Annotated in this window: 21 protein-coding genes; 16 read left to right on the top strand and 5 right to left on the bottom strand. The window is 43.7% G+C overall.

What is annotated here, in order from left to right; translation table 11 throughout:
- Positions 1-13: 13 nt before the first annotated feature.
- Positions 14-589, top strand: coding sequence for a 1,6-anhydro-N-acetylmuramyl-L-alanine amidase AmpD (gene ampD / locus LVY74_RS08260; protein WP_237814674.1), 576 nt, complete (start codon positions 14-16; stop codon positions 587-589).
- Between the two features lie 70 nt (positions 590-659).
- Positions 660-2,207, top strand: coding sequence for a murein biosynthesis integral membrane protein MurJ (gene murJ / locus LVY74_RS08255; protein ID WP_237814673.1), 1,548 nt, complete (start codon positions 660-662; stop codon positions 2,205-2,207).
- Between the two features lie 42 nt (positions 2,208-2,249).
- On the opposite strand, the gene LVY74_RS08250 is transcribed toward murJ, so the two are convergent.
- Both LVY74_RS08250 and LVY74_RS08245 read right to left on the bottom strand, forming a co-directional pair.
- Entirely contained in the window at positions 2,250-2,942 is a 693-nt protein-coding gene (locus LVY74_RS08250) for an FKBP-type peptidyl-prolyl cis-trans isomerase (RefSeq protein ID WP_237814672.1), read from the bottom strand.
- Between the two features lie 51 nt (positions 2,943-2,993).
- Entirely contained in the window at positions 2,994-3,692 is a 699-nt protein-coding gene (locus LVY74_RS08245) for an FKBP-type peptidyl-prolyl cis-trans isomerase (protein WP_237814671.1), read from the bottom strand.
- 286 nt (positions 3,693-3,978) lie between these two features.
- Here LVY74_RS08245 and tviB point away from each other — a divergent pair, with 286 nt between their 5' ends.
- From tviB to LVY74_RS08180, 13 genes are all read left to right on the top strand, one after another.
- On the top strand, positions 3,979-5,256 hold the full coding sequence (tviB, locus tag LVY74_RS08240; RefSeq protein ID WP_237814670.1) for a Vi polysaccharide biosynthesis UDP-N-acetylglucosamine C-6 dehydrogenase TviB: 1,278 nt from the start codon (positions 3,979-3,981) through the stop codon (positions 5,254-5,256).
- 8 nt (positions 5,257-5,264) lie between these two features.
- Entirely contained in the window at positions 5,265-6,533 is a 1,269-nt protein-coding gene (locus LVY74_RS08235; RefSeq protein WP_237814669.1) for an oligosaccharide flippase family protein, read from the top strand.
- 10 nt (positions 6,534-6,543) lie between these two features.
- Complete coding sequence (locus LVY74_RS08230) at positions 6,544-7,503, top strand: glycosyltransferase family 2 protein (RefSeq protein WP_237814668.1); 960 nt, start codon at positions 6,544-6,546, stop codon at positions 7,501-7,503.
- Positions 7,500-8,582, top strand: a complete 1,083-nt coding sequence (locus tag LVY74_RS08225) for a glycosyltransferase family 4 protein (RefSeq protein ID WP_237814667.1) — start codon at positions 7,500-7,502, stop codon at positions 8,580-8,582. Before LVY74_RS08230 ends, LVY74_RS08225 begins: the two co-directional genes overlap by 4 nt.
- 11 nt (positions 8,583-8,593) lie before the next feature.
- Positions 8,594-9,700, top strand: coding sequence for a glycosyltransferase (locus LVY74_RS08220; protein ID WP_237814666.1), 1,107 nt, complete (start codon positions 8,594-8,596; stop codon positions 9,698-9,700).
- Positions 9,697-10,734, top strand: coding sequence for an NAD-dependent epimerase/dehydratase family protein (locus tag LVY74_RS08215; RefSeq protein ID WP_237814665.1), 1,038 nt, complete (start codon positions 9,697-9,699; stop codon positions 10,732-10,734). The genes LVY74_RS08220 and LVY74_RS08215 overlap by 4 nt, the downstream gene beginning before the upstream one ends.
- Before the next feature lie 3 nt (positions 10,735-10,737).
- The gene (locus tag LVY74_RS08210; protein WP_237814664.1) at positions 10,738-11,910 is read left to right on the top strand and encodes a glycosyltransferase family 4 protein; all 1,173 of its coding nucleotides are present in this window, start codon (positions 10,738-10,740) and stop codon (positions 11,908-11,910) included.
- A 140-nt stretch (positions 11,911-12,050) separates the two neighbouring features.
- Positions 12,051-12,671 carry a sugar transferase gene (locus LVY74_RS08205; RefSeq protein WP_237814663.1) on the top strand — a complete coding sequence of 207 codons (621 nt, stop codon included), beginning with the start codon at positions 12,051-12,053 and terminating at the stop codon, positions 12,669-12,671.
- Positions 12,672-12,687: 16 nt separating this feature from the next.
- Positions 12,688-13,563, top strand: a complete 876-nt coding sequence (galU, locus tag LVY74_RS08200) for a UTP--glucose-1-phosphate uridylyltransferase GalU (protein ID WP_237814662.1) — start codon at positions 12,688-12,690, stop codon at positions 13,561-13,563.
- 14 nt (positions 13,564-13,577) lie between these two features.
- Positions 13,578-14,837: a UDP binding domain-containing protein gene (locus tag LVY74_RS08195; protein WP_237814661.1), complete on the top strand. Its 1,260-nt coding sequence runs from the start codon at positions 13,578-13,580 to the stop codon at positions 14,835-14,837.
- Positions 14,834-16,501 carry a glucose-6-phosphate isomerase gene (gene pgi, locus LVY74_RS08190; protein WP_237814660.1) on the top strand — a complete coding sequence of 556 codons (1,668 nt, stop codon included), beginning with the start codon at positions 14,834-14,836 and terminating at the stop codon, positions 16,499-16,501. The genes LVY74_RS08195 and pgi overlap by 4 nt, the downstream gene beginning before the upstream one ends.
- Position 16,502: 1 nt before the next feature.
- Complete coding sequence (gene galE, locus LVY74_RS08185) at positions 16,503-17,519, top strand: UDP-glucose 4-epimerase GalE (RefSeq protein ID WP_237814659.1); 1,017 nt, start codon at positions 16,503-16,505, stop codon at positions 17,517-17,519.
- A 109-nt stretch (positions 17,520-17,628) separates the two neighbouring features.
- Entirely contained in the window at positions 17,629-19,464 is a 1,836-nt protein-coding gene (locus LVY74_RS08180) for an LTA synthase family protein (protein ID WP_237814658.1), read from the top strand.
- A gap of 59 nt (positions 19,465-19,523) precedes the next feature.
- On the opposite strand, the gene LVY74_RS08175 is transcribed toward LVY74_RS08180, so the two are convergent.
- Positions 19,524-20,894, bottom strand: coding sequence for a phosphomannomutase CpsG (locus LVY74_RS08175; RefSeq protein ID WP_237814657.1), 1,371 nt, complete (start codon positions 20,892-20,894; stop codon positions 19,524-19,526).
- A 532-nt stretch (positions 20,895-21,426) separates the two neighbouring features.
- Between LVY74_RS08175 and gltP the strand changes: the two genes are divergently transcribed.
- On the top strand, positions 21,427-22,713 hold the full coding sequence (gltP, locus tag LVY74_RS08170) for a glutamate/aspartate:proton symporter GltP (protein WP_237814656.1): 1,287 nt from the start codon (positions 21,427-21,429) through the stop codon (positions 22,711-22,713).
- Between the two features lie 60 nt (positions 22,714-22,773).
- Here the strand turns inward: gltP and LVY74_RS08165 are convergent, their stop codons facing one another.
- Together LVY74_RS08165 and LVY74_RS08160 are read right to left on the bottom strand one after the other, a co-directional pair.
- On the bottom strand, positions 22,774-24,111 hold the full coding sequence (locus LVY74_RS08165; RefSeq protein ID WP_237814655.1) for a basic amino acid/polyamine antiporter: 1,338 nt from the start codon (positions 24,109-24,111) through the stop codon (positions 22,774-22,776).
- Positions 24,112-24,117: 6 nt separating this feature from the next.
- A complete protein-coding gene (locus LVY74_RS08160; protein ID WP_237814654.1) occupies positions 24,118-24,993 on the bottom strand; it encodes a homocysteine S-methyltransferase family protein in 876 nt (291 codons plus the stop codon).
- Positions 24,994-25,031 lie beyond the last annotated feature (38 nt).

The raw sequence follows: 25,031 nt of genomic DNA, 5'->3' as shown, positions 1-25,031 counted from the left end.
TATGGGAATGAAGATGTCAAATCAGACAAAATTTGCAGTGATTGATGGTGTATTACAAGGTGTGCAGCAATTACCTTCTCCCAATTTTAATCAGCGTCCTGCCAATACCCCGATTCAGTTGGTGGTGATTCACAATATCAGTTTGCCACCGTCCCAATTTGGCGGGGGCTATATTCAGCAGTTTTTCCAAAATCATTTGGACTGGAATGCTCATCCCTATTTTCAAACCATTGAGGGGATGCAGGTTTCAGCCCATCTGCTGATTTTAAGAACAGGTGAAGTGATCCAGTTCGTCAACTTCAATGATCGGGCATGGCATGCGGGGCGTTCCAGCTATTTGGGTGTACCTGAGTGTAATGATTACTCGATTGGCATCGAACTCGAAGGCAGTGATGACTTGCCTTTTGAAGTGGTGCAATATCAGGTACTTGCTCAAGTGGTTTCAGCATTACAATGCGCGTATCCAAAAATTCAGCAGCATATTGCAGGGCATTCCGATATTGCCCCACAACGCAAAACCGATCCAGGTGAGCATTTCCACTGGGCAGATTTTCGTGAATTGTTACACAAAGAAAATCACACAAATTGAAGAATTAATAACGAAATTGTCTGGGCTTTTCATTAAAATAGCCACTTCCAATTTGACTTAGGTGTAAGCGATGGCGCTTTGGCGGTCGACCTTTATCGTGAGTGCTATGACCATGTTGTCCCGTATTTTGGGGTTGGTACGTGACATGGTCTTGCTGAACGTGTTTGGTGCAGGCAAAGAATTCGACGTCTTTGTTGTTGCATTTCGCATTCCCAATTTTTTCAGGCGACTGTTTGCTGAAGGTGCATTTTCACAAGCGTTTATTCCGATTCTGACCGAGTACAAAACTGGACGTTTACATGCCGAAGTTCAAATCCTGATTAGTCGGGTATTCGGCTGTTTATTGGTGGTGATGTCATCGATTACTTTATTGGCGATGATCATTGCGCCTGCGGTGGTGTATGTCTACGCCCCAGGGTTCCATAATGATCCTGACAAGTTTGCTCAAGCGGTTGAAATGTTCCGTTTGACCATTCCGTATTTGATGTTTATGTCACTGACGGCATTTGCTAGCAGTATCTTAAACAGTTACGGTGCATTTTTTAGTCCCGCATTTTCCCCTGTTTTATTGAATCTGGTGATGATTGCAGGGGCGTGGTGGCTGACGCCATATTTGCAAACCCCGATTATGTCTTTGGGATGGGCGGTTCTGGCGGCAGGCTTTATTCAACTGGCGATCCAGATTCCTGAGTTATGGCGTAAAAAACTGCTGATTCCACCGCGTATTGACTTCCAACATGAGGGCGTACAGCGCATTCTCAAACTGATGCTGCCTGCCTTGTTTGGTGTATCCGTGACACAAATCAATTTATTGTTGAACACCATTTGGGCATCGTTCATGCAGAGTGGTTCGGTGTCTTGGTTATACAGTGCTGAACGGATGACGGAGTTGCCATTGGGCTTGATTGGTGTGGCAATTGGAACGGTGATTTTACCATCGTTGTCTGCACGTCATGCGGAGCAAGACCTTGAGCGTTTCCGCGGCATGATCGACTGGGCGGCACGTGTGATTATTTTGGTGGGCGTACCTGCCAGTGTTGCGCTATTTATGTTGTCGACACCGATCATTCAGACCTTGTTCCAACGTGGTGAATTTACCGCTGAAGATACTCACATGACCGCATTGGCATTGCAATGTATGAGTGGTGGTGTTTTGGCCTTTATGCTGATTAAGGTGTTTGCCCCAGGTTTTTATGCCCAGCAAGATACCAAAACGCCTGTACGCGTTGGTTTGATGGCAGTTGCAGCCAATGCGATTTTAAACGTGATTCTAATTAGCTTCTTTAAAATGATTCACTGGAATGCAGAGCATATGGCACTTGGGATTGCATCTTCAAGTTCAGCCTTTGTCAACGCGGGCATGCTGTATTACTACTTGCATAAGCGCAATATTTATCGTTTTGGGTCGCATTGGAAAAAGATCTTTGCGCAATATGCTTTTGCCAATTTGTGTATGATTGGGGCATTGGCATATGGTTTACATTTCTATAGCAGTCATGCTGCAACGTGGATGAAGATTGCAGAGTTAAGTGGATTGTGTGTGGTTGGTGCGCTTGCTTATGCGGTCGGATTACTGCTTTCAGGCTTCCGCCCTCGGCATTTGCGTCCAGAGCATTAAGCATGAAAAAAACCCGACACTGTCGGGTTTTTTCTTGTTGAATTATTTTACTTTAATTAATTCAACATCAAAAATCAGGGTGCTGTTTGGCCCAATCGCATCGCCCGCGCCAATTTCACCATAGCCGAGTTTAGCTGGAATGAAGAAACGGGTTTTACCGCCTTCTTTCATGGTCAGTAAGCCTTGCGCCAAGCCACTAACCACTTCACTGACACGAAAATCAACCGATTGTTCACGGGCAATTGAACTGTCAAACACCGTACCGTCAATTAAACGGCCTTCATAGTTGATTTCAACCGTACTGTTTTTATTTGGGCTTTTGCCTTGACCCGCTTTTAAAACTTGGTATTGCAAACCTGAAGCCATGGTGACAACACCTGCTTGGTGAGCATTCTTGTTTAGGAAATCTGCACCTGCTTTGGCATTGATATCAGCTTGCTGCTGATGTTCAAGTAAATCTTTGGCTTCTGCCTGTTTTTTATAAAGTGCTAAGGCATTTGCCATTTCTTGTTCAGACAAAGCTGGGTTTTGATTGCGTGATGCCGCAGTCAATCCCTCAACAAAAGCATTGAGATCTAGACCTTGCATCGCCTCGGCATTACTTTTCCCCAAGAGATAACCAAAGCTATAACCTGCTTGGGTACTTAATGAGCTATTGCCATCAATGGTATTGGCTGCCCAAACAGGCGTGGATAAGCAAGATAAAGCACATACGACGCTCAGGATTTTTTTCATTATCGTCTTCCTAAAATATGAATGGAGAGTAAATACTCTCCATTATTTTGATTATTTTACAGCAAGTAAATCGACCTTGAAGATCAAGACACTGTTTGGTGGAATGGCTTGGTTTCCTTGTTCACCATAAGCCAGTTTTGCAGGAACGTAAAGCATAATGCTACCGCCTTCTTTCAGCAGTGGAATGCCTTCGATCCAACCTGGAATAGTACCCGAAAGTGGGAATTCGGCAGGTTGACCACGCGTGTAACTACTATCAAATACTGTGCCATCGACCAGTTTACCTTCGTAGTTAACTTTAACGGTTGAGTTGGCAGTGGCTTGTTTGCCTGTACCTTGTTTGATGATTTCATATTGCAAACCAGAAGCTGTGGTTTTTACCCCAGCTTTTTTGGCATTTTCAGCCAAGAAAGTTTTGTTCTTTTCCTGCAAGCTGTTGAGTTTGCCTTGTAATTCTTTTTGATAGTTCACAATCGCTTCTTTGACTTGCTGGTCGTTATAGGCATGTGGTTTATGGTCACGGGCATCACGTAAACCTTGTGCAAAACCATCAATATCCATTTCAGCAGAAACCTGACCACCCATTTGGTAGCCTTGCATATAGCTTAGGATCTTTTTCGGTTCAGAAGAGGTACTTGCTGATGCGCGTTGTGATTTGGCTGGAGCAGGGTGTTGAGATGCATAAAAAACAGGAACAAGTGCAGCGCCGCCTAAAATAACTGCAACAGCAACGGGTAAGGCTTTACTCATAAGAGGAATCCAATTTTATTCGATAAACATAGCTGGCCTGATCATGCAGGCATGAGTGGCTGTAAGCATATAATGGATTGTAAATAAACGGTATGTTTTTTGTGTGAAGTAACCGCCTAATCTGATTAAAAACGTGTTTTAAATCTGTAAATAAACCCAATCGGGTAGACAGAGGTCGCTCACTTTTTTATCCAAAAAATCAGTGTGATTTCTGTTATATTAGTCAGCCTGTAAGGATCATCAATTATGATCCTCTTTTACTTTATTGATTAGGATCGGACTGTCTATGTTGCAACGAGATCAACTCAAAATCGCGATTGTGGGTTTAGGCTATGTGGGACTGCCACTGGCTGTCGAATTTGGTAAAACTGTCGCAACAGTCGGGTTCGATATTCAGCAAAAACGGATTGATGAACTTCGAAACGGTCAGGATCATACTTTAGAAACGTCGCCAGAAGAATTACAACAGGCGAGCCATTTAAGCTATACCACACAGATTGATGATTTACAGACCTGTAACTTCTTTATCGTCACCGTACCGACCCCGATTGATCAGTATAAACAACCCGATTTAACCCCGTTGGTCAAAGCGTCTGAAAGCATTGGCCGTGTCTTGAAAAAAGGCGATGTCGTGGTGTACGAGTCAACCGTGTACCCAGGGGCGAGTGAAGAAGTCTGTATTCCTGTACTGGAAAAAGTGTCAGGTTTAACTTTTAACCAAGATTTCTATGCAGGCTATAGCCCAGAACGGATTAACCCAGGTGACAAAGAACACCGTGTCACCAATATTCTAAAAATCACATCAGGGTCTACGCCAGAAATCGCAGATTATGTCGATGACGTCTATAACCTGATTATCACCGCAGGCACACATAAAGCACCAAGCATCAAAGTCGCTGAAGCAGCCAAAGTCATTGAAAATACCCAGCGTGATGTCAATATTGCCCTGATCAATGAATTGGCGTTGATTTTCAATAAAATGGGCATCGACACTGAAGATGTGCTCAAAGCCGCAGGTACCAAATGGAACTTCTTGCCGTTCCGTCCAGGTCTGGTCGGGGGGCACTGTATCGGGGTTGATCCGTACTATTTGACCCATAAAGCGCAAGCGATTGGTTATCATCCTGAAATTATTTTAGCGGGTCGCCGTCTGAATGATGGTATGGGTGCTTATGTGGTGACGCAACTGGTTAAGACCATGGTGAAAAAGCGCATTCAGGTTGAAGGTGCCAAAGTCTTGGTGTTGGGTCTCAGCTTTAAAGAAAACTGTCCAGACATTCGTAACACCCGCATCATTGATATTATTCATGAATTGCAGGAATACCACATTCAGGTCGATATTCATGATCCGTGGGTGGATGCCGCAGAAGTCCAACATGAATATGGCTTGGAACTGACTGAAACCCCGAAAAATCATTATTATGATGCGGTGGTGTTGGCGGTTGCCCATCATCAGTTTAAACAACTGACTCGTGATGAGATTGCCAAGCTGTGTAAAGCCAACTTTGTCCTGTATGACTTAAAATACGTGCTCGACAAAGACAGCGTGGACATTCGTCTGTAAGCGACCTCATGAGTAAAAAAGTCTATCTCAATTCTTTATGGATGATGGCTGAAAAGCTGTTGTCCATTTTTGGATTGATCTTTGTAACCTCGTTTGTGGCACGTTATATCGGCCCTGCCAACTTTGGTAAGCTGACCTTTGCCACTTCGATTTTTGCCATTGTGCAAACGGTGTCGTTATTTGGCTCCGACAACCTGATTTTCCAAAAAACCAGTCAAAACCGTAAAACGGGTGAGCATCTTATATTTGCCACACGAACTTTACGCAATCTGTTCTTTGCGGTGTTTGCCAGTTTGGTGCTGCTGTATCTGTATTTAACCGTTGATCCACTGACTTTTATTTTCTCGGTCGCAGCGTGTATCGGGGTGTATTTTTCTCTGCATGACACCGCTTATAGCATTTACTTCAATGCCACCTTGCAGTCACGTTTCAATACCATGTGTAATGTCACTGCGATTTTGGTCAGTCTGATCGTGCGTTATGGCATTGCCGAATTTCATTTACCTGTCAGTTATTTAAGTATTCCGATTGTGTTGGTGACGCTGGTTCCATTTCTGATGCGTCGGGCGATTTTTGCCCGTAAAAAACTCAGTAATCCGCAGCGCATTGCCGAGCATTTACAGCAGTATCGTGGTTATGTGCTAAAAGTCGGGCGCAAACTGGTGCTGTATACGCTGTCGATTGCGATTTTTACCAAGACCTCGCAACTGTTTTTGGGGATGAAATCGCAGCATGATTTGGGGATTTATTCGGTTGCAATGACTTTGGGCAGCAGTTTTTACTTTGTTTTAAATGCTTTTATTTCCTCATTTTTGACTCAGATTTATGCGGAAAAAGACTTTGAACGCAGTCAAACTATGGTGGCACGCTTAAATGCCATGGTGATTGTGATTGCCTCTTCGGCTGCGGTATTTTTCGCCTTGTTTGGGCACTGGATTATCCAGTGGCTCTACGGTGCTGCCTATCAACAGGTCAACGATATTTTGATTATTGCGGTCTTTGTCACCCTATTTTCAGGGATGTCGACCGTAGCTGAAAAATACCTGATCAAGTTCAATGCCTATGATTATTTGCACCATAAGACCATGAGTTTAGTGGCATTTAATGTGATCGTGACCTTTTTGGCGATTCATTATTTTGCCTTGTATGGCGCAATTTTTGCCATTCTCGCCACAGAAATTTTGTCATTAACGCTATTTAATTACTTTTATAAGCAGGGTTTAATTTTAGACACGCATATTCGTATCTTTAAACCATCCACCTATTTCAAACGCTGAGAATACCCCGATGAAGCTGAGCTTGATCATCCCCGTTTATAATGTCGAAAAGTACATTGAACAATGCCTGACCAGTATCTGCCAGCAATTGCCTGTGCCTGATGTGGAGGTGATTGTGGTCGATGATGGTAGCCCAGACCAGTCGGTTGCCAAAGCACAGCAGTTTTTGGCACAGCAGCCTGAAGCGGTACAGCAGCAATTTCGGATTATTCGCCAAAAAAATCAGGGCTTGAGTGGGGCACGTAATACAGGGATTGGAGAAGCGCAAGGCGAGTACGTGGCATTTCTGGATTCCGATGATTATCTCAATCCGCAGTATTTTGCCGAAGTGTTTAAAGGCATACAGGCGGCTGCGGACATTATCCAGTTTGCAGTGCAACGGGTCGATGATCAGGGCAATATCATTCCGTTTTTACACCGTATGTCGAAACAGGGTTTGCAGACTTTAGATCAGGATATTCTACTGGAATTGTCGAATCGTTCGGCTTGGTTTGCATGGCTGCGCATTTATAAACGAGAGCTGTTTCAAGAGATTCGTTTTCCTGTCGGCAAAAACTATGAAGATGCTTATACCACGCCATTGTTATTTTTCGCAGCAAAAACGGTGTATTTTAGCGCTGAAGTGTTGATCAATTACCGTATCAATCCGCAAGGCATTACCGCAACCAAATCCCGTAAAAATATTGATGATTTGGGTGGCGTGCCGTTATTTTATCTCGAACATATCGAGCAGCATCCTGAGTTGGTGGCGACCATGATTGCGATTAGCCAGTCGCATATTATGGATGTGCTGAATGCCGATGGAATCAGTGCGGCACAGCAGCGCTGGAAAATTTTAAAACAACAAATGCGTCAGCATCCACTCAATGAAAGCATGATTCGTAATCGTGGCAATCGCCTGTTTTTCCAATATGGTGTGGCATTTTTATTGTTTGACCGTAGCTTGCGCCGTTTAGGTCTGAAAAAATGATTGGCAAAATCTGCTTTCTGATTGGTAATCTCAATCTTTCAGGTGGAACGGAGCGAGTGACCACACTAGTTGCCAATGCTTTGGCTGCACAAGGTCAACAGGTCTGTATTCTGAATTTGTCGCAGGGTGAGCATCCATTTTTTGCTTTGGATGCCCGTGTGGAAAACCATGCACTTTATCCACAGCCTGTGTCGATGAAAAGCCATTTATTCGGAACCATCTGGAAAATCCGCCGTTTTGTGCAGCAGCAGCAGATTCAGCATTTGGTGGTGGTGGACAGCATTTCCTGTATTTTTACGGTGCCTGCGCTGTTCGGTTTGAAGGTGCAACATATTTGCTGGGAACACTTTAATTTTGAAGTGGATTTGGGTGTACGTCTGCGCCGTGTCGGGCGGGTTTGGGCTGCGCGCTATGCCGATGCGGTGGTGACTTTAACCGAACATGACCGCCAGTTGTGGCAGCAGGGCATTGCCAAAATTTCTGCTAAGATTCAAGCGATTGCCAATCCATCGCCATTTAGCATTGCCTCACAGTTACCGAGTCTCAGCCATAAAACCGTGCTTGCTGTTGGGCGGCTACGTCCTGAGAAAGGTTTTGATCTGTTACTGGAAGCATGGCAATTACTTCATGCGAAATATCCTGACTGGACACTGCGGATTGTGGGTAGCGGTGAACAGGAACAGGCACTCAAACAGCAGTCACTTCAGTTGGGAATTCAAGATTCGGTGGACTGGGTGGCAGCGACACCTGAGATTGCCCAGTATTATGCACAGGCATCGATTTACTGTTTAAGTTCACGTTTTGAAGGTTTTGGCATGGTTCTGCTCGAAGCTCTGAGTTTTGGTTTGCCAATCGTGGCTTTTGATTGTCCGATTGGGCCGCGTGAAATTTTAGCCAATACGTCAAATTCGTTGGTTGCTCCTGAAAATGCGCAGGCTTTGAGTGATGGATTGACACAGATGATGGCGTTAGAAACGACGCATTATCAACAGATTGCTGAACAGAATCAGCAATATGTGCAACAGTATTCGACCGAGCAGATCGTGACCCAATGGCTTGATCTGTTTGCCCAAGCTTGAGTGAATTGAAGATGAAAATTTTGCTGCTAATTACAGGTTTGGGTTTAGGTGGTGCAGAGAAAGTCGTGACCAGTCTGGCTGATCAACTGTTTGAAGCAGGGCATCAGGTCAAAATTGCCTATTTGCGTGGCGAAATTGAGGTTCGACCGCAACATGCCGAGATTGAACTGATCTCACTGGGACTCAATTCAATAGCAAATTTTTCACACAGTGCACGAAAATTTGCGCAACTGATGCAGCAATTTCAGCCCGATGTGGTGCATGCGCATATGTTCCATGCGATTTTATTTGCCCGTTTGCTGCGTCGCTCGGCACAAATTCGGTATTTGATGTGTACGGCACACAGCAAGGCGATTGGCGGTAAAGCACGACAATGGTTGTATCGTCTGACCGATGGTTTGAGTGATCTGAATACCAATGTCAGTCAGGAAGCCACCGATTTTTTTGTGGCGCAAAAAGCCTTTAGCGCGACCAAAAGTACCGCGGTCAGTAATGGCATTGATACGCAAAAATTTCAATTTTCTGCAACCGCACGTCAGCAGCTTCGTTCGCAATTCGGTTTCTCCGATGACATTCCTGTGTTGATGGCAGTCGGGCGTTTGATGCAAGCCAAAGATTATCCCAACCTGATTCAGGCATTTCGCTTGCTACTCAACACGCAGCCGAAAGCACAGCTCTTGATTGTTGGGGATGGCGTGCAACGGACTGAGTTGGAACAGCAAGTGCAGCAATTAGACTTGAGCCATCAGATCCATTTTCTGGGGGTACGGCATGATGTTGCTGAACTCCTGTCCGCCGCAGATCTGTTTGTCTTATCCTCAGCTTGGGAAGGTTTTGGCTTGGTGGTGGCAGAAGCTATGAGCTGTGAACGGGTGGTGGTGGCAACCGACTGTGGTGGCGTGAAAGAAGTGTTGGGTGAGCCTGAGTGGCTAGTTCCACCACAAAATGCAGAAATGCTCAGCAAAAAACTCGTCCAAGCGTTACAATTGTCGACAGAACAAAAAGCCCAATTGGGGCAGCAGCACCGTCAGCGCATTCAGCAGCATTACTCGATGCAGAGCATGTTGCAACAATGGTTGGCACTTTATCACCTCAGCACTGAGAGAACAGCATCATGAGCCAATATCAACAATGTTGTGAACAACTGCAACAGCAGCCTAAAACGTGGTTAATTACAGGCGTTGCAGGATTTATTGGTTCAAATTTGCTGGAAAAATTATTGTTGCTGGGTCAGCGTGTGGTGGGTTTAGACAACTTCTCGACGGGCTTTCAGCATAATCTCGATGAAGTACAAGCCACCGTATCGGCTGAACAATGGCAGAATTTCAAATTTATTCAGGGCGATATTTGCAACCTTGAAGATTGCCAAACCGCGTGTGCAGGTGTGGATTATGTGCTGCATCAGGCAGCGCTCGGTTCAGTGCCACGTTCGATTGAAAACCCGATTGCCACCAATGCGTCGAATATTTCGGGCTTTGTGAATATGTTGGTCGCAGCCAAAGAGGCTCAGGTCAAAAACTTTGTCTATGCAGCAAGCAGTTCAACTTATGGTGATCATCCTGCTTTGCCTAAACAGGAAGATATTATTGGCAATCCGTTGTCGCCGTATGCCGTGACCAAATATGTCAATGAATTGTATGCCAGCGTGTTTCAGCGTTGTTATGGCTTTAACTCAATTGGTCTGCGTTACTTCAATATTTTTGGGAAACGCCAAACCCCAGACGGTGCTTATGCCGCAGTGATTCCAAAATGGACGGCTGCCATGATTCAGGGCGATACAGTCTTTATCAATGGCGATGGCTCAACCAGTCGCGACTTTAACTATATTGCCAATGCCGTGCAGGCTAATCTGTTGGCTGCAACCACAGAAAATACGGCTGCGTTGAATCAGATTTACAATGTGGCTGTGGGCGGGCGAACTGATCTCAATCAACTGTTTAATATGCTGACCGAAACCTTAGCTAAAAATGCGGTGAACTATACCCAAGCTGCTGTATATCGCGATTTCCGTGCAGGCGATGTGCGTCATTCACAAGCCGATATTTCCAAAATTCAGACGTTGCTCGGTTATCAACCGCAGTTCAATATAGCACAGGGCATTGAACAAGCTATGCCGTGGTATGTCCAGCATTTACAGGGTTCAGCACAATAATCTATGAAGTTCTGTATTATTTCCAACGACTTGCATACTGTCCGAAATTTTCGGGGTGACTTGCTCAATAGTATCGCTGCGCAAGGCTATGCGATTCATATTCTTGCTCCAAATATTGAGTTATACCCTGAAGATCAGCATTATTTTCAGGACTTGGGTTTTCAATTGCACAGCTATCCTTTGCAGAAAATGGGTACTAATCCTGTTGCAGATTCGAAAACCCTGTTGGCGATTTATCAGCATCTTAGAGCGATTCAACCCAATAAAGTCCTGAGCTATACCATTAAACCTGTGATTTACGGCACGATTGCGGCGTATCTGGCGAAAGTGCCTGAGCGTTATATTTTGCTCAGTGGTTTAGGCTTTGCCTTTCAGGACGATCAGTCCGCAGGGCGCTTGAAATATGTAAAGCAGTTATTTAATCAAATTTTTCGTTTTGCACTCCGTCAAGCGACTGCGGTGATTTTTCAAAATGCGGATGATTTGGCTTTGGTTCGTGAACTCAAGCATTTGCCACCGCATATCCCGACGCATATTGTGAATGGTTCAGGGGTAAATACCGAAAAATTTGCCCCACAGCCGTTACTTCTCGATGAGCACAATCATCCTCAACCGATTTTCTTGATGGTGGGACGCTTGCTCAAAGACAAAGGCGTGTATGAATACATCGCCGCAGCGAAGCAAATCAAGCAGCACTATCCGCAAGCCCATTTTCATCTGGTGGGTTGGATTGATGAAAATCCCGCAGCCATCGCCCAAGAAGATTTGGAAGAATGGATGGCATCGGGTTTGATTCAGTACTGGGGCAAACTCAGTGATGTGCGTCAGGCGATTTGCCAAGCCAATATTTTTGTGTTGCCGTCTTACCGTGAGGGGATTCCCCGTTCGGTACTCGAAGCGATGGCAATGCGCCGTGCGATTATCACCACCGATGCGCCGGGTTGTAAGGAAACCGTGATTGATGGGCAAAATGGTTTTAAGGTGCCTGTGCGGGATGCCGATGCCTTGGCGCAAGCCATGCAACGCCTGATTGAACAACCTGCTCAAATTGAATGGATGGCAGCGCGGTCTCTGATTTTGGTGGAGCAGTGTTATGAGGTTGAACGGGTCAATCAACAGATGTTACAGGCGATGCAATTTGTGACAGATTCATCAGTCAGTACGCCCTCGACATGAATGGCAGTTTTGTCCAAGAGTTGATAAAATACGCTTTTTAAAATTGATCTACCATTTCGGCAGACCAGTGTTTCAACAAGGTTCAATTCAATGTCTACGATCGCTATGCGATGTGATCTCGGTGGATGGGTAAAATAATCATGCTCAAAAGACTTGTCGATATCATCATTGCTTCTATTGCATTTACGATTTTGTTGCCTGTGTTTATTTATGTTGCCTTCAAGGTCAAAAAAAATCTGGGTTCACCGATTTTCTTTTACCAAGAACGTCCAGGGAAAGATGGCAAGCTGTTTAAAATGATGAAGTTTCGCTCTATGAAAGATGCGCTTGATCAGCATGGCAATCCACTTCCAGACGAGCAGCGTATCACGCCGTTTGGTCAAAAGTTACGTTCAACCAGTCTCGATGAAATGCCTCAATTGCTCAATGTGATTAAGGGTGATATGAGCGTGGTTGGCCCACGTCCGATGCTCAAAGAATTTGTCGAACATTACACGCCTGAACAAGCACGTCGTTTGGAAGTCCGCCCTGGTATGACAGGTCTGGCACAAATTAGCGGGCGCAATGAACTTGATTATGAAGAACGCTTCAAATGTGATGTTTGGTATGTCGATCATCACAATGTTGCGGTGGACTTCAAAATTATGTTTAAAACCGTATCGGTGATGCTGAAAAAAGAAGGGATCAACGCGCCTGGTCATGTTGGCCCATCGTTATTTACAGGCAATGACACAGACACGTCGAAACAAAGTAAAACCTGATTGTGAAATTTGATAAATGATTAAAAAAGCTATTTTGCCTGTTGCAGGTTTAGGAACTCGTTTTTTACCTGCGAGCAAGTCTATTCCGAAAGAAATGGTGACTGTGGTCGATCGTCCTGCCATTGAATATGTGGTGCGTGAAGCGGTTGAGGCAGGCATTGAGCAGATTATTTTGGTGACCCATTCTTCTAAAGCTTCGATTGAAAACTATTTTGATCGTAACTTTGAACTGGAAACCACGCTAGAACAAAAGCAAAAGTGGGACTTATTGGCAGAGATTCGCCAGATTGTCCCTGAGCATGTCAGCATTGTCAGCGTGCGTCAGCCACAGCCTTTGGGCTTGGGACATGCGGTTTTATGTGCCAAATCAATTGTAGGTGATGAGGCATTTGCGGTGATGTTGCCTGACGTTTTGGTCAAAGCTCAAAATCAGCAAAATGATTTGGCATGTATGGTTGCGCGTTATCAGCAAGCCCAAGCAGCACAAATTATGGTGGAAGCCGTTCCTGAAAACTTGGTTGATCAGTATGGGATTGTGGATGTCAAAACTGTTCCAGATGAGGGGCAAAGTATCGAGATGCAAGGCATTGTTGAGAAGCCTGCATTAGGAACAGCGCCAAGTAATTTGTCGGTGGTTGGACGTTATGTGCTTCCTGCAAAAATTATGCAATTGCTTGAACAAACACCGAAAGGTGCAGGCAATGAAATTCAACTGACAGATGCTATTGCCATGCTCAATCAAACTGAATGCGTGGAAGCTTATCGAATGTCAGGTGTAACCTTTGACTGTGGCAGCAAGCTCGGTTATCTCAAAGCGGTATTGCATTATGCGGTTGAACATCCAAAACTCGGTCAGGATGTCATTGCTTTAATTCGTGAACTCGATATCTAAATCGGAGCTAGGCCATGAAAATCGCAGTCTATGGAGCAACATTACATGCTGGGGTTATGGCAGGCTTATTTGCAGAGTATGGGCATCATGTTTATTGGTGCCCAAGTCTTTGTGCCCAGCAGCATAGCAGCATTCATTATCAAGATCAGAGTGTTAATCAATTGCTGCAACAGCAGTTGACAAGCCAGCGCTTATATTTACAGTCGTTGCAGGAGATTCCACTGAGTGTCGATGCATACTTTTTTGCATTTAACTCCAATGAATTACAGCAACAACAGCAAGTCCTAAACCATTTGCAGCAGCAGCCGATCATCCATCCCAAATTAATGATCAACGGGTCAAGTTTTGGTTTGGATGGAACAACCCAGTTGATGCATCAACTGCCGCAGGATGACTGGTGCTACTTACCTGATATGATTCAGGAAGGCAATGCCATCAATAGTGTGTTGCAGGTTAAACATGTGGTGGTCGGGGCGGAAACGGCAAGCGCCCAAACAAAAATCCGTGAGTTATTACGTCCATTTTTTAGCTATAACCATAATTATCTGTTTATGCCTATTTTAGATGCTGAATTTACCAAACTCAGTATTTCAGGCATGTTGGCAACCCGAATTAGTTATATGAATGATTTGGCTCAGGTTGCTGAAAAACTCAATATTGATATTGCCAATGTGCGTCTAGGGATTGGTGCCGATAATCGGATTGGTTCAAGTTATTTGGCGGCAGGTGTGGGATTTGGTGGGGCAAATTTTTCGCATGATATTTTGACACTGTCACAAACTATTGCTGATACAGGGGTCAAAAGCCAGTTGCTAGAACAGGTCTGGGAGATTAATGAGCAACAGAAGGAACTCTTATTCCGTAAGTTGTGGAATTATTATCAATGTGATCTGCAAGGCAAAGTGATTGCAATTTGGGGAGCATCCTTTAAAGAGGATACCGCCAGAACCAATTATTCTCCGATTCATACCATGCTCAAAGCCCTGTGGGCACAAGGGGCGATTGTACGTTTGCATGATCCACAAGCCTTATCTTTAATTGCAGAACAGTACGGTTCACGTGATGATCTGATTCTCTGTGAAGATCAATATGACGCCACCCAAGGGGCAGAGGCACTGTGTGTCTTGACAGCATGGAAACAATATTTAAGTTTGGATTATCGCCGTTTGCATCAGTTGATGCAGCATCCACTGATTTTGGATGGGCGTAATATTTATGATCCAGAATATATGAAGGCACAAGGCTTTGCCTACGCAGGAGTCGGTCGCCAATGACAGAAGAAAATATTACTCACTTTCCGAAAGCTCAGCACAGCTCGGCACAGCAAGAGTTAACTCAGTGTGCCCAAGCATTGTCCCAGTTACATCTCACTGAATTATTTGCAGAAAATAACACGCGGTTCCAAGACTTTTCTTTGCGTTTTGAACAACTGTTTCTCGACTATAGCAAGCAGCGTATTGATCTGCCGATTGTTCAGCAACTGATTCGTTTGGCTGAACAGCAACAACTTAAAGCATGGATTCAGGCATTATTTTCAGAAAAAACCATTAACTATACTGAGCAACGTGCAGCGATGCATTGGGCACTGCGTTTACCTGAACAATCCGTTGAATTTCCAGAGTTGGCTGAGCAGGTTCAGCAGCAATTACAGCGTATGTATGCTTTGGTGGAAAAAATCCATGCGGGGCAATATCGCGGTGCAACAGGTGAAGTGATTCAGGATGTGGTCAATATTGGGGTGGGGGGGTCAGACCTAGGTCCACTGATGGCGACGCATGCACTGTCTGACTTTAAAGTCAAAACTGCAAAACCTTTACACGTACATTTTGTTTCAACGATGGATGGGAGTCAGTTATCAGATTTACTGCATCAACTGCGACCTGAAACGACACTGTTTATTATCTCCTCTAAATCATTTGGTACGATTGATACTTTATCCAATGCTCAAACTGTACGTTTGTGGCTTGAAAAAGCCTTGGGTCAGCAAGATAAAGTCGTTAAAAATCATTTTATTGGCGTGTCAACCAAAGCCGATAAAATGACGGCATGGGGAATTGCCCCTAATAAACAGTTCCTGCTTTGGGACTGGGTCGGTGGGCGCTATTCACTGTGGTCATGTATTGGCTTGCCGATCGCTTTAAGTATTGGTGTTCAAGGCTTTCAGCAATTTTTGGCTGGGGCACATGCGATTGATCAACATTTCCGTACAACTGAATTTTCCCAAAATATTCCTGTCTTAATGGGTTTGCTTGGGGTGTGGAATAGCAATTTCTTGGATGTCCAAACCCATGCGGTGTTGCCGTATGATGGTCGCCTCAAGTATTTTGCAGCGTATTTGCAGCAGCTCGAAATGGAATCGAATGGTAAGTCGATTCAGCGTAATGGTCAGAAAGTCACCATGAACACTTGCCCAATTGTATGGGGAGAAGTGGGGCCAAATGCGCAGCATGCTTTTTATCAATTGCTGCATCAGGGTACACATACCGTGAGCTGTGATTTTATTGCGCCTATACAGCGTTACAATACTCAGCAATTTACCTATGTTGAAAATGCCAGTGCCTTGATTGAACAGCATCACTTGGCGCTTTCTAACTGTTTGGCACAATCCCGTTTATTGGCTTTTGGTAATCAGGCTTTAGATCAGAGTGAACTGGATCATTTGCCGATTTATAAACAGTACGCAGGCAATCAAGCAAGTTCGACGTTATTGGTGGATGAACTTAATCCTTATAGTTTGGGGATGTTAATCGCCTGCTATGAACATAAAGTCTTTGTGCAATCCGTGATTTGGAATATTAATCCTTTCGATCAATGGGGCGTTGAAAAAGGTAAAGAAATTGCTAATCAACTATTACCGATTTTGAATGGGCAGCAGCATCATTTGCCAGAGTTGGATGCCTCAACTCAAGGCTTACTCAAGATTTTGTTAGGAAAATAACATGACAACAGTTTTAGTGACGGGTGGCGCAGGGTTTATTGGTTCGCATACTTGCGTTCGTTTGCTAGAAACAGGTTATAACGTTGTTGTACTCGACAATCTGAGTAACAGCTCGCCTGAAGCATTGAAACGTGTACAAGAACTGACAGGAAAGACACTCAACTTTGTTGAAGGCGATATTCGTGACAGTCAAGTACTGGATCAGGTATTTGCTGATCATGCAATTGATGCGGTAATTCATTTTGCGGGTTTAAAAGCTGTCGGTGAAAGTCAGCAAATTCCACTGACTTATTTTGATAACAATATCTCGGGCAGTATCAATTTAGTCCAAGCGATGCAGCGGGCAGGGGTATTTCGACTGGTGTTTAGCTCATCGGCAACGGTCTATGGTGATGCTCATCCATCACCATTGCAAGAAACCATGCCGACCGCGATGCCAAACAATAATTATGGCTACACCAAACTGGTGGTTGAGCAAATGCTGGAGAAACTGGCAGCGGCGGATGATCGTTGGTCATTGGCTTTGTTACGCTATTTCAATCCTGTGGGGGCACATCCAAGTGGTCGAATTGGTGAAGATCCACAAGGCATTCCAAATAACCTGATGCCGTATATTACCCAAGTGGCTGTGGGTAAACGTGAAAAACTGTCGATCTTTGGCAATGACTACGCTACCCCAGATGGTACAGGCGTGCGTGATTATATTCATGTAGTAGATTTGGCAGAGGCACATGTTTGCGCACTGAAAAATCGTTTAACCCAACAAGGCTGCCGTGCATGGAATATTGGTACAGGGCAGGGCGTTTCGGTTTTAGAAATGAAAAATGGTTTTGAGCAGGTCAATGCTGTGCCGATTGCTTTTGAGTTTTCTTCACGCCGTGCAGGTGATGTCGCAACCTGTTTTGCCGATAATACCCGTGCAGTGACAGAGTTAGGTTGGCAGCCAAAATATCAGCTTGAAGATATGCTCAAGCACAGTTGGAACTGGCAAAAGCAAAACCCTCAAGGTTATCGTTAAATATAAAGGTGGCGCGACAAGCGCCATTTTTTCTGAGTAATTGCCTCAAAACTGCTTATTTTTTGATATAATTCGCCGCCTGTTCAATCAATCCTCTCCCTCCTGCCTTATGAACACCTTACGCCAGCAAATCCTCTTTTTGCTTGTGGCCTGTTTGTCTACATTTTTTTCGATGTATCTTGCATCAAGTTGGAATTTTTTGCTTGATGGTTTCTCTTCAATTCGTCTTGCCAAGACATTGATGTCCTGTTTGTTTAATTACAGCCTGATTTTATTATTTGCTGCTGTTCTAAGACGACAATATACCGCACTAGTACTGAGTCAGATTTTCGCGGGACTGATTGAATTTATTAACTTTAAAAAAGAAAAATATCTCTCCACCAACTTTAGTCCCGATGACATCTTATTATTTTCAGAAGCTTTTAAAGCTGCACCGATGCCATTGAAAGTTGCTTTTTTTGCCTTTATTGCAGTGTTCTTGACTGTGCTGATTTTCTGTTTCAGAAAAGAAAAAGCCACACCCATAAAGACTCACTTGGTGCAGTTGTTGCTGAGCGTGGTGATGTTTTGCTCAGCCATATATATGAACTACATTAAGAGTCCAATTGGGGCTTGCAGTAAACCGAACTATCCAAGTATTTGTTTAAATATGTCAGGTTTTCCCAATACCCGTAGTGACTGGATTGGGGATTTTCGCAAGATTCAGAATTTTGGTTTTACCACATTTTTTATGTCGAAAATTTTGGATAATTTAACTGAAACTTTTTTACCGCATGAAACTGTTTCACGTGAAACCATTGAACAGATTTTTAAGCCATTAGAAACCCCTACAGCAGCAAGTGAGCCAGCATCATCGACGACGGAACAACCCAATATTGTGGTGGTCATGGATGAGTCGATGTGGAATCCGCGCTTGCTCGATAAAAAATTACCGAAGAATCTCACGCCATTTACCAAGCAAAATCAGGTCTCTGCATTATTATCTCCTTCATTTGGGGGTGGGACTGCCAATGTTGAATTTGAAGCACTGACCAGCTTAAACACGATTTTCTTCCGTAACGAACTGGTCTATGTGGCAAAAATTCGTAAGCCAATTTATTCATTGCCATTGTATTTAAATAGCTTGGGCTACGACACCATCGCCATGCACAACAACTGGCGTTACTACTACAACCGCAATCGGGTGTATCAGTCGATGGGCTTTCACAAGTTTATATCACTGGAAAACATGATGAACTCAGCTAATCGTGCCACATTATTCAATCAGGCAGGTTGGGCGAATGATGATGTGATTTTTAATTCCATCAAAACAGAATTAAGCCTTGCCAGTGATCAGCCGAAATTTATTTATGCGATTACGGTGGAGAACCATCCGATGTATTCGGATGACCGTTATGGGGCACAGTCTTATAAGCTCAATCCGAATCTGTCTGAAAGTGCCCATCAGAAAATGGCAACCTACACAGCTGGGGTGGCGCGAGCCGACCAACATATTCGTGATCTGACAGCGTATGTGAAAACCCTGAAACGTCCAACCATTGTGATTGCATTTGGGGATCATTTGCCAAATCTACAAAATGTGTATGATGAATATCATTATTTTGATCAAGACCCAAACCGTGAAGAACCGAATGCCTATGAAACACCATTGGTACTGTGGAGTAATTATGCGGTACAGCGGAAAATTTTGACACAGGCGTATGTGCCAACCAGTTTCTTAGCACCGAAAATTTTGCATTTGGCGAATTTGCCATTGTCACCTTATTATCAATTTATTGAGCAGGTTTCTTCTTGTTACGATGCGATTCATCAGAAATTTATTCGTGAAAAAGCATCGTGCAAATTCAATAAAGAGCAACTTCTTGAACAATATAAATCATTGAATAACGACACATTGAATGGACATAATTTTACCTATCAAATGCTGAAACCAAAAAGTCATTGATGCCATAAAAAAAGCTCGGTATGTGACCGAGCTTTTTTTATTGCTGCCGATGTAAGTGATTAGCTCTGAATCATGGCGGATAGTTCATCGACATAGGCTTGCATTGTACGCGGCTGAAGTTCGCTACGGCTTTCAATATTTAAACGCAGCAATGGTTCAGTATTGGACGCACGGATATTTAAACGCCATGCGCCAAAGTCCAGACTCACGCCATCGGTACGGTCAATCACAGGATTTTGTGCAGCATAATGATCAAAAATCTTTTGAATGGTGATTTGGCTATCAGCAACTTTAAAGTTAATTTCACCGCTACATGGGAATTTGGCAATCATGTCTTCAACCAAGCTCGACAACGATTGTTGAGTTTCAGACAATAAACTTGCCACCAATAACCATGGAATCATGCCACTGTCACAGTAAGCAAAATCACGGAAATAGTGGTGTGCGCTCATCTCACCGCCATAGATGGCATTTTCTTCACGCATGATTTGCTTAATGAAAGCATGACCCGATTTAGACTGTACGGTTTGCCCTTGATATTTTTCAACAATATCCTGCGTGTTCCAGACCAGACGCGGGTCGTGCACGATTTTTTCATTGGGATGTTGCAACAAGAAGGCTTGTGCGAGTAAACCGACAATGTAATAGCCTTCGATAAATTGACCTTTCTCATCGAACAAGAAACAGCGGTCAAAGTCGCCATCCCAAGCAATCCCCATATCGGCTTGATGAGCAAGCACGGCTTGTGACGTACTGTCACGGTTTTCGACCAGTAATGGGTTAGGGATACCATTGGGGAACGTACCATCAGCTTCATGGTGAATCTTGATAAATTCAACAGGGATATTGAGTGCTTTAAACTGGGTTTCGAGCGCATCAATCACATGACCTGCTGCACCATTACCTGCATTGACCACCAGTTTGAGTGGGCGAATTTTTTCAGGCTGGATATAACCCAAAAGATGTTGTACAAATTCAGGCAAAATATTGTAGCTTTGTGTGCTGCCTTTTGGGCTGACTTCTGTAAATTCAGCACTTTCTGCCAAAGCTTGAATTTCTTTTAAACCTGTATCGGCACTAATCGGACGTGAATTTTCACGCACCAGTTTCATACCGTTATAGTCCATCGGGTTGTGACTGGCTGTCACTTCAATACCGCCTTGAACATCGAGATGGAATGCCGCAAAATATACTTCTTCTGTGCCTGTCATGCCCAAGTCAAGGACATTGACCCCTGCATCATTTAAACCACGAATCGTGGCTTGTTTAAGACTTTCACTGCTAAGACGAACATCACAACCGACCGCGATGGTTTGAGGTTGATAGATCTGACCGTAGGCACGACCAATTTTATAAGCAATATCTTCATTCAATTCAGTTTCGAGTTTGCCGCGAATGTCATAGGCTTTAAAGCACGTCAGTTTTGTCATGATATTGATAGATAGACTGTTATTGGAAAACTTCATTATAGCGGTCTTTTAAAGCTTGTCTGTATTTGAGGCATTGAACAACGTAACAAAGTGCATCTCATATTTTGCTGAAAAAATCACATAATCACCTGTGTTAGACATTTTTTCGATGAGTTAATATAATTTTTGTTAAAAATTAGAAATAAAATACATAAAAAATAATAACTTATAGTTATGTTTTTAGTTCTTATGGTGATTGTTTAAGAGATTTTGTGGAATTTTTGAGTGAATCTTAAAAAAAAATTAAAATTTAAAGTAAAAATAAGTTTTTGAATTAAAATAAGAAAATTTAAGTATTAATTTTTTGTTGCAAGTATTTTGTATTTTTTTTGTTGACGAAAGAATAGCCCCTGAGTAGAGTAGTCCCCGTTTTTAATGGAGCGGCCTCGAAATTGGATTTCGACTTATATGCTTTATTCTTTTCCATCTTCCTTTGTTAATGTCTGCCCATATTACTGTGGACAACTCACTGGATCGTATAAGGTCTTAGCCTATGAACAAAGTAAAGATTAGTCTTGCTTGGCAAATCTTAATTGCATTGATTTTGGGTGTTGTTGTGGGAACTATTTTGCACAACCAACCCGATATTCAGCAAAGTGTTGTGAATAACTTTTTGAAACCAGCCGGTCAAATTTTTATTAACTTGATCAAGATGATCGTTGTACCGATTGTGATTTCAACTTTAATCCTAGGTATTGCTGGGGTTGGAGATTCCAAAAAACTTGGAATCTTGGGTGTAAAAACCATTCTTTATTTTGAAATTATTACCACTGTTGCGATTGTGGTGGGTATTGTTGCTGCCAATGTCTTCCATCCTGGTTCAGGCATTGATATGTCTTTACTGCATAAAGCCGACATTTCTCAGTATGAACATACCACTGAAGAAGTGCAGTCACAGTCACATGGTTTGGTACAAACGATCTTGTCGCTGATTCCATCGAACATCTTTAGTGCGATGGCTAGTGGACAAATGTTGCCGATTATTTTCTTCTCGGTGATGTTCGGGATTGGTTTAGCTGCTCTGCCTGTAGAAACGAAACAACCATTACTCAATGTGTTGAAAGCAGTTTCTGAGGCGATGTTTAAAGTCACCCATATGATCATGCTGTATGCACCTGTGGGTGTATTTGCCTTGATCGCGGCGACTGTGACGACGTTTGGTTTTGCTTCATTGGTGCCTTTGGCAAAATTGGTGGTGTTGGTTTACGCTGCAATTTTATTCTTTGGTTTGGGTGTCCTCGGTTTAGTTGCAAAAATCTGTGGTCTGAACATTTTTACCCTGATCAAGATTCTCAAAGACGAACTGATTTTGGCGTACTCAACGGCAAGTTCTGAAACCGTTTTGCCACGTATCATGGAAAAAATGGAAGCGTATGGCGCACCAAAAGCGATTTCGAGCTTTGTAGTACCAACAGGCTATTCATTTAACCTTGATGGTTCAACTTTGTACCAAAGTATCGCGGCAATTTTTATTGCACAGCTTTACGGAATTGACTTGTCGATCACTCAAGAAATCGTGTTGGTCTTGACCCTCATGGTTACTTCTAAGGGGATCGCAGGTGTTCCGGGTGTATCCTTTGTGGTGCTGTTGGCGACTTTGGGTTCAGTCGGTATTCCACTTGAAGGTCTAGCGTTTATTGCAGGGGTTGACCGTATTTTAGATATGGCGCGTACTGCATTGAATGTGGTTGGAAATGCCTTGGCTGTGCTGGTGATCAGTAAATGGCAGAAGCAATTCGACGAAGACAAAGCAAAAGCGTACGAAGCATCTTATAAATAAGATCATCTATGCGAAATAAAAAACGGCTCATCAGAGCCGTTTTTTTTATGTCAGTGTGGACTAAGATAATGATGAGTCACTGGCAAGGCGTTTCTTATGTTTGAAATAGCTATAGCCAAAAATAATCAGACCGACCATGTAAAGCTGTACTGAATCCCACAGTAAAGAAAGATCTGCGGCATACAGTAACCAAAGCGCATAAATAGTTGCGACAAGTGCAATCAAGATATGTTTTGGCTGTTTCTTTTTACCCGATTCTTTTAAGTAGAACGCGGATACCAAGAAATAAGGCAACAGAATCATCACCGAAGAAATCATCAACAGCCACGTGTAGTTTTTATTGAAAAAGTACACGCCAATCAATGCCGCCTGCACCACAATCGAGGTCAGCCATAACGATGAAATCGGCACATTGTTGCTATTGGTCTTGAGAAACATCGCAGGGAATGCCCCATTTTTCGCAGCCAAAAATGGAATTTCAGTGGCGAATAAAGTCCAACTTAAATACGAGGATGCTACTGAAATCATTAAGCCGACCGTAATCACAATGGTGCCTGGCAACCCAATTAACTGGGTCAAAATGGTTGCCATCGATGGGTTGTGCATGCCTGCAATTTCGGCACGACTGGTGACGCCGTAAGACAACACCGTAACCATCACATAAAAAGCCAATGCCAGTAACACGCCAAACACCGTGGCTTTACCGATATCATTACGGTTACGCGCACGAGAAGACAGCACCACAGCACCTTCAATTCCTGTGAACACCCATAAGGTAATCAGCATCAAGTCTTTGACCTGTTCCCAAACGGGCATTTTTAAGGAGAAGTCATGCAAATTGAGTTTGAAAAAATCCAGTTTGAATGCGACCAAACTACAGGCAATAAACACCACCATCGGTACGATTTTGGCAAGGGTGGCAATCAGGTTGACCACCGCCGCTTCTTTAATTCCGCGACTCACTAGCCAATGCACCAACCAGACAAAGATCGATGAACCGATCAGGGCATAAATGGTATTGCCATCGCCAAAGATCACATGCTCTTTGGTATCCACGAATGTACCGAGACTTGAGAATACAATCACCACATAACCGACAATGCCAATCGTGGTACATAGCCAGTAGCCCCATGCTGAGCAGAAGCCAATCAATTCGCCAAAGCCTGCACGAGCATAGTTATAAATTCCGCCGTCCAGTTCAGGGTACTGACGAGATAAATACAACAATGAAAATGCCAAGAATAAAATACCGACCCCAGTGATCAGCCATGCAATTAGCAGGGCTGAACCATTGGCAACGGCTGCCATGTTCTGCGGTAAACTAAACACCCCAGAGCCGACCATGGAGCTAAACACCAGTGCGGTCAGCGACAGTAAACCAATTTTTGCAGAAGACATATTTTCTTATTCTTTAAAAAACGCAGACAGTTCGGCAATGTGTGCAGGGGTAATCCCACAGCATCCACCAATTAACGATGCACCAGCATCTTGCCATTTTTTAGCAAAAGCCAAGTAAGCAGTCGGGTCAAGGTCTTTACGTACTTCATCCAAGCCATCATTGGCTGTTGCAGATTCGTCTTGTGGCGGGAATGCATTGGCGTAGGCACCAATCGTCAGTTCAGGCGCCAATTTTTTGATTTCCTGAATCGCTTGCAAAATCACTTCAGGCTGACAGCAGTTAAATAATACCGCTTCTGCACCGATGCGACGAATCACGTCTACCGCTTGTTCAAGGTTTTCACCTGAACGTAAATAAGCACGATCTTGTTGCAACACATCTTGCAGAGTGAAAGAGACCCAGTACGCTTTGCCATCTTTTGGCAGCAGGTTGTGTACCATTTCTACTTCTTTCAGGCTCGATTGGGTTTCAGCCAACCAGAAATCGACTTGACCTGCTAAAGTTTCAATAATCGGCAAAGCCAGTTCACGTACATGATCTTCTTGGAATAAATCGGCACGGTATGAGCCAAACAGTGGCGGTAGGCACCCTGCGATTTTGACATCACGACCACTTTCTTGAACGGCTTTTTTGGCTTGATCAACAGCGACTTGTACCAGTTGGCGCACTTCGGCATCGAAACGTTCTTGACCAATATGGAATGGTACAACCGCATAATTGTTGGTGGTAATCACTTCTGCACCTGACTGAATAAAGTCGAGATGCACATCTTTTACAATTTCAGGCGCTTCCCAAAGGGCAAGTGCAGACCACTCAGGTTGACGAAATGGTGCACCACGACGTGCCAATTCACGACCTACACCACCATCTAAAATTTTCATCGGACAATTCTTCTAGCACTATAAAGCGCATTAGTATA

The organism is Acinetobacter sp. ME22 (assembly GCF_022012315.1).
In the GTDB taxonomy this organism is placed as follows: Bacteria; Pseudomonadota; Gammaproteobacteria; order Pseudomonadales; family Moraxellaceae; genus Acinetobacter; species Acinetobacter brisouii_A.
The sequence above is the reverse complement of the archived record's forward strand: the minus strand, read 5'-3'. Positions and strand labels throughout refer to the sequence as shown.

Bases quoted from the DNA above. Each gene is read 5' to 3' on its own strand.
- ampD (WP_237814674.1), top strand. From the start codon at position 14: ATGTCAAATCAGACAAAATTTGCAGTGATTGATGGTGTATTACAAGGT.
- murJ (WP_237814673.1), top strand. From the start codon at position 660: ATGGCGCTTTGGCGGTCGACCTTTATCGTGAGTGCTATGACCATGTTG.
- LVY74_RS08250 (WP_237814672.1), bottom strand. From the start codon at position 2,942: ATGAAAAAAATCCTGAGCGTCGTATGTGCTTTATCTTGCTTATCCACG.
- LVY74_RS08245 (WP_237814671.1), bottom strand. From the start codon at position 3,692: ATGAGTAAAGCCTTACCCGTTGCTGTTGCAGTTATTTTAGGCGGCGCT.
- tviB (WP_237814670.1), top strand. From the start codon at position 3,979: ATGTTGCAACGAGATCAACTCAAAATCGCGATTGTGGGTTTAGGCTAT.
- LVY74_RS08235 (WP_237814669.1), top strand. From the start codon at position 5,265: ATGAGTAAAAAAGTCTATCTCAATTCTTTATGGATGATGGCTGAAAAG.
- LVY74_RS08230 (WP_237814668.1), top strand. From the start codon at position 6,544: ATGAAGCTGAGCTTGATCATCCCCGTTTATAATGTCGAAAAGTACATT.
- LVY74_RS08225 (WP_237814667.1), top strand. From the start codon at position 7,500: ATGATTGGCAAAATCTGCTTTCTGATTGGTAATCTCAATCTTTCAGGT.
- LVY74_RS08220 (WP_237814666.1), top strand. From the start codon at position 8,594: ATGAAAATTTTGCTGCTAATTACAGGTTTGGGTTTAGGTGGTGCAGAG.
- LVY74_RS08215 (WP_237814665.1), top strand. From the start codon at position 9,697: ATGAGCCAATATCAACAATGTTGTGAACAACTGCAACAGCAGCCTAAA.
- LVY74_RS08210 (WP_237814664.1), top strand. From the start codon at position 10,738: ATGAAGTTCTGTATTATTTCCAACGACTTGCATACTGTCCGAAATTTT.
- LVY74_RS08205 (WP_237814663.1), top strand. From the start codon at position 12,051: ATGCTCAAAAGACTTGTCGATATCATCATTGCTTCTATTGCATTTACG.
- galU (WP_237814662.1), top strand. From the start codon at position 12,688: ATGATTAAAAAAGCTATTTTGCCTGTTGCAGGTTTAGGAACTCGTTTT.
- LVY74_RS08195 (WP_237814661.1), top strand. From the start codon at position 13,578: ATGAAAATCGCAGTCTATGGAGCAACATTACATGCTGGGGTTATGGCA.
- pgi (WP_237814660.1), top strand. From the start codon at position 14,834: ATGACAGAAGAAAATATTACTCACTTTCCGAAAGCTCAGCACAGCTCG.
- galE (WP_237814659.1), top strand. From the start codon at position 16,503: ATGACAACAGTTTTAGTGACGGGTGGCGCAGGGTTTATTGGTTCGCAT.
- LVY74_RS08180 (WP_237814658.1), top strand. From the start codon at position 17,629: ATGAACACCTTACGCCAGCAAATCCTCTTTTTGCTTGTGGCCTGTTTG.
- LVY74_RS08175 (WP_237814657.1), bottom strand. From the start codon at position 20,894: ATGACAAAACTGACGTGCTTTAAAGCCTATGACATTCGCGGCAAACTC.
- gltP (WP_237814656.1), top strand. From the start codon at position 21,427: ATGAACAAAGTAAAGATTAGTCTTGCTTGGCAAATCTTAATTGCATTG.
- LVY74_RS08165 (WP_237814655.1), bottom strand. From the start codon at position 24,111: ATGTCTTCTGCAAAAATTGGTTTACTGTCGCTGACCGCACTGGTGTTT.
- LVY74_RS08160 (WP_237814654.1), bottom strand. From the start codon at position 24,993: ATGAAAATTTTAGATGGTGGTGTAGGTCGTGAATTGGCACGTCGTGGT.